Here is a 5369-nt window from a genome sequence, read left to right as displayed (position 1 = left end):
CGGTGTGGTGGTGTTGTTTGAGAACTCAACAGTGTGTTTTGTTTGTGATAGTGCCAAATTTTTTGTTTGGTTGCGACCCTTTCACATCCCTGTCGTGGGGGTCGCGTTTTTTGAAACAGCCAGTTTGTTGGTTTGTTTTTTGCTTGGATTGTGCTTTTTGTAGTGCTGAGAAGCTTTTATGGAGAGTTTGATCCTGGCTCAGGACGAACGCTGGCGGCGTGCTTAACACATGCAAGTCGAACGGTAAGGCCCCTTCGGGGGTACACGAGTGGCGAACGGGTGAGTAACACGTGGGTAATCTGCCCTGCACTTCGGGATAAGCCTGGGAAACCGGGTCTAATACCGGATATGAGCTCCTGCCGCATGGTGGGGGTTGGAAAGTTTTTCGGTGCAGGATGAGTCCGCGGCCTATCAGCTTGTTGGTGGGGTAATGGCCTACCAAGGCGACGACGGGTAGCCGGCCTGAGAGGGTGATCGGCCACACTGGGACTGAGACACGGCCCAGACTCCTACGGGAGGCAGCAGTGGGGAATATTGCACAATGGGCGAAAGCCTGATGCAGCGACGCCGCGTGGGGGATGACGGTCTTCGGATTGTAAACTCCTTTCAGTAGGGACGAAGCGAAAGTGACGGTACCTGCAGAAGAAGCACCGGCCAACTACGTGCCAGCAGCCGCGGTAATACGTAGGGTGCAAGCGTTGTCCGGAATTACTGGGCGTAAAGAGCTCGTAGGCGGTTTGTCACGTCGTCTGTGAAATCCTCCAGCTCAACTGGGGGCGTGCAGGCGATACGGGCAGACTTGAGTACTACAGGGGAGACTGGAATTCCTGGTGTAGCGGTGAAATGCGCAGATATCAGGAGGAACACCGGTGGCGAAGGCGGGTCTCTGGGTAGTAACTGACGCTGAGGAGCGAAAGCATGGGGAGCAAACAGGATTAGATACCCTGGTAGTCCATGCCGTAAACGGTGGGCGCTAGGTGTGGGGTCCTTCCACGGATTCCGTGCCGTAGCTAACGCATTAAGCGCCCCGCCTGGGGAGTACGGCCGCAAGGCTAAAACTCAAAGGAATTGACGGGGGCCCGCACAAGCGGCGGAGCATGTGGATTAATTCGATGCAACGCGAAGAACCTTACCTAGGCTTGACATATACAGGACGACGGCAGAGATGTCGTTTCCCTTGTGGCTTGTATACAGGTGGTGCATGGTTGTCGTCAGCTCGTGTCGTGAGATGTTGGGTTAAGTCCCGCAACGAGCGCAACCCCTGTCTCATGTTGCCAGCACGTAATGGTGGGGACTCGTGAGAGACTGCCGGGGTCAACTCGGAGGAAGGTGGGGATGACGTCAAATCATCATGCCCCTTATGTCTAGGGCTTCACACATGCTACAATGGCTAGTACAGAGGGCTGCGAGACCGCGAGGTGGAGCGAATCCCTTAAAGCTAGTCTCAGTTCGGATTGGGGTCTGCAACTCGACCCCATGAAGTCGGAGTCGCTAGTAATCGCAGATCAGCATTGCTGCGGTGAATACGTTCCCGGGCCTTGTACACACCGCCCGTCACGTCATGAAAGTCGGTAACACCCGAAGCCGGTGGCCTAACCCTTGTGGAGGGAGCCGTCGAAGGTGGGATCGGCGATTGGGACGAAGTCGTAACAAGGTAGCCGTACCGGAAGGTGCGGCTGGATCACCTCCTTTCTAAGGAGCACTCACCATGCCTGTTGGTGTGGTCAGAGTTAGCGCAGGGTTCGCGTCCGAATGTGGCGCGCTCTGTGGCTCATTGGGTGGAACACTATTGCGTAGAACTCGCCGTGATCTTTGGCGCCGGCTCAGGGCTGGTTGCTGGGGGGAGCGTGGTTCGGACAAAACACACTGTTGGGTGTCTGAGACAGCACCGGAACGCATTCCTGTTGGTTGGGGGTGTGGGTCTGTTTCTGATGGCACTGATTCCCGAGATGCTCGTGTGGCCGGTTGGCCTGGGGTGTGGGTGGGGTTGGTGTGTGTTGTTTGAGAACTGCACAGTGGACGCGAGCATCTTTAATTGTTTGTGAATGTAAGTGTGTAAGAGCACACGGTGGATGCCTTGGCACCAAGAGCCGATGAAGGACGTAGGAGGCTGCGATAAGCCTCGGGGAGCTGCCAACCGAGCTGTGATCCGAGGGTGTCCGAATGGGGAAACCCAGCACGCGTGATGGCGTGTTACCCACATCTGAATACATAGGGTGTGTGGAGGGAACGCGGGGAAGTGAAACATCTCAGTACCCGCAGGAAGAGAAAACAACAGTGATTCCGTCAGTAGCGGCGAGCGAACGCGGAAGAGGCTAAACCGCATGCGTGTGATACCCGGCAGGGGTTGCGTGTGTGGTGTTGTGGGGCATGATGTCCTGGTTCTGCCGGATCAGGCGCTTGATAGTCCGCGGGTTAGGGGAACGACTTGGAAGGGTCGGCCGTAGAGGGTGAGAGTCCCGTACCTGAAAACTTTGTGGCTGGGCGATTTGTGTTCCCAAGTAGCAGCGGGCCCGTGAAATCTGCTGTGAATCTGCCGGGACCACCCGGTAAGCCTAAATACTCCTTGGTGACCGATAGCGGATTAGTACCGTGAGGGAATGGTGAAAAGTACCCCGGGAGGGGAGTGAAATAGTACCTGAAACCGTGTGCTTACAAACCGTCAGAGGCTTTCGGGCTGATGGCGTGCCTTTTGAAGAATGAGCCTGCGAGTTAGTGGTATGTCGCGAGGTTAACCCGTGTGGGGAAGCCGTAGCGAAAGCGAGTCCTAATAGGGCGATTATAGTGGCATGCTCTAGACCCGAAGCGGAGTGATCTACCCATGGCCAGTGTGAAGCGACGGTAAGACGTCGTGGAGGCGCGAACCCACTTAGGTTGAAAACTGAGGGGATGAGTTGTGGGTAGGGGTGAAAGGCCAATCAAACTCCGTGATAGCTGGTTCTCCCCGAAATGCATTTAGGTGCAGCGTCGCATGTTTCACCTCGGAGGTAGAGCTACTGGATGGCCGATGGGCCCTACAAGGTTACTGACGTCAGCCAAACTCCGAATGCCGAGGTGTGAGAGTGCGGCAGTGAGACTGTGGGGGATAAGCTTCATAGTCGAGAGGGAAACAGCCCAGATCGCCGGCTAAGGCCCCTAAGCGTGTACTAAGTGGAAAAGGATGTGGGATCGCTGAGACAGCCAGGAGGTTGGCTTAGAAGCAGCCACCCTTGAAAGAGTGCGTAATAGCTCACTGGTCAAGTGGTCCTGCGCCGACAATTTAGCGGGGCTCAAGTACACCGCCGAAGCCGCGGCACTCACACAATAACCTCCTCCGGGCAGGTGTGTGGGTGGGTAGGGGAGCGTCGTGTGGCCATAGAAGCGTCGGAGTGATCCAGGCGTGGAGGCCACACGAGTGAGAATGCAGGCATGAGTAGCGAATGACGAGTGAGAAACTCGTCCGCCGAATGATCAAGGGTTCCTGGGTCAAGCTAATCTGCCCAGGGTGAGTCGGGACCTAAGGCGAGGCCGACAGGCGTAGTCGATGGACAACGGGTTGATATTCCCGTACCCGTGTGTGCGCGCCCATGGTGAATCAGTGATACTAACCGCCCTGAATGTCCTAGAGCATCCTTCGGGATGACGTGGATCCGATGCGCGGGACCTGATCTGGTAGTAGCCAAGCGATGGGGTGACGCAGGAAGGTAGCTGGGCCAGTCAGTGGTTGTACTGGTGTAAGAGTGTAGGCCGTGACATAGGCAAATCCGTGTCACATTAAGGCTGAGACTTGATGCATACCCGTTGTGGGGAATTCAGTGATCCTATGCTGCCGAGAAAAGCCTCTAGTGAGTTCATACACGGCCCGTACCCCAAACCGACACAGGTGATCAGGTAGAGAATACCAAGGCGATCGAGAGAACTGTGGTTAAGGAACTCGGCAAAATACCCCCGTAACTTCGGGAGAAGGGGGGCCATGCCCGGTGAACATCTTCACGGTGGGAGCTGGGTGTGGTCGCAGAGACCAGAGAGAAGCGACTGTTTACTAAAAACACAGGTCCGTGCGAAGACGTAAGTCGATGTATACGGACTGACGCCTGCCCGGTGCTGGAAGGTTAAGAGGACCGGTTAGCCGCAAGGCGAAGCTGAGAATTTAAGCCCCAGTAAACGGCGGTGGTAACTATAACCATCCTAAGGTAGCGAAATTCCTTGTCGGGTAAGTTCCGACCTGCACGAATGGCGTAACGACTTCTCTGCTGTCTCGACCACAGACTCGGCGAAATTGCACTACGAGTAAAGATGCTCGTTACGCGCGGCAGGACGAAAAGACCCCGGGACCTTTACTATAGCTTGGTATTGGCGTTCGATTCGGTTTGTGTAGGATAGGTGGGAGACTGTGAAGCATGCACGCCAGTGTGTGTGGAGTCGTTGTTGAAATACCACTCTGATCGTATTGGACGTCTAACCTCGGCCCATGATCTGGGTTAGGGACAGTGCCTGGTGGGTAGTTTAACTGGGGCGGTTGCCTCCTAAAGAGTAACGGAGGCGCCCAAAGGTTCCCTCAGCCTGGATGGCAATCAGGTGTTGAGTGCAAGTGCACAAGGGAGCTTGACTGTGAGACTGACACGTCGAGCAGGGACGAAAGTCGGGACTAGTGATCCGGCACCGGCAAGTGGAAGCGGTGTCGCTCAACGGATAAAAGGTACCCCGGGGATAACAGGCTGATCTTCCCCAAGAGTCCATATCGACGGGATGGTTTGGCACCTCGATGTCGGCTCGTCGCATCCTGGGGCTGGAGTAGGTCCCAAGGGTTGGGCTGTTCGCCCATTAAAGCGGCACGCGAGCTGGGTTTAGAACGTCGTGAGACAGTTCGGTCTCTATCCGCCGCGCGCGTAAGAAACTTGAGGAAAGCTGTCCCTAGTACGAGAGGACCGGGACGGACGAACCTCTGGTGTGCCAGTTGTTCCACCAGGAGCATCGCTGGTTAGCTACGTTCGGAAGGGATAACCGCTGAAAGCATCTAAGCGGGAAGCCTGTTCCAAGATGAGGTTTCTCACCACCTTGCGTGGTTAAGGCCCCCCACAGACCATGGGGTTGATAGGCCGGAACTGGAAGCGCAGCAATGCGTGGAGGTGACCGGTACTAATCGGCCGAGGGCTTACACACAAACAAGCCAAGAATTGTTACGCGTCCACTGTGCAGTATCTGAAACAACACACCCATACCGCGGGCCAAAAATCCGCGGTGAGGGCCTTGTTTCACAGAGTTACGGCGGCCATAGCGGCAGGGAAACGCCCGGTCCCATTCCGAACCCGGAAGCTAAGCCTGCCAGCGCCGATGGTACTGCACTCGTGAGGGTGTGGGAGAGTAGGTCACCGCCGAACACAACTTCA

General features: G+C 55.9%; 3 rRNA genes. All 3 read left to right on the top strand.

Annotated elements, in window-relative coordinates:
• Nucleotides 1-175: 175 nt before the first annotated feature.
• The 3 genes from G6027_RS02445 (at nucleotide 176) to rrf (ending at nucleotide 5360) form a co-directional block, all read left to right on the top strand.
• Nucleotides 176-1692 (top strand): 16S ribosomal RNA (locus G6027_RS02445).
• 353 nt (nucleotides 1693-2045) lie between these two features.
• Nucleotides 2046-5142, top strand: a 23S ribosomal RNA gene (locus G6027_RS02440).
• Between the two features lie 101 nt (nucleotides 5143-5243).
• Nucleotides 5244-5360, top strand: a 5S ribosomal RNA gene (gene rrf / locus G6027_RS02435).
• The 16S, 23S and 5S rRNA genes sit together here, the layout of an rRNA operon.
• The last annotated feature ends 9 nt before the right edge of the window (nucleotides 5361-5369 follow it).

The organism is Dietzia sp. SLG310A2-38A2, assembly GCF_014145095.1.
Classification (GTDB): domain Bacteria; phylum Actinomycetota; class Actinomycetes; order Mycobacteriales; family Mycobacteriaceae; genus Dietzia.
Note: the sequence above shows the minus strand (reverse complement) of the source record. Positions and strands in the feature narration are given on the sequence as shown.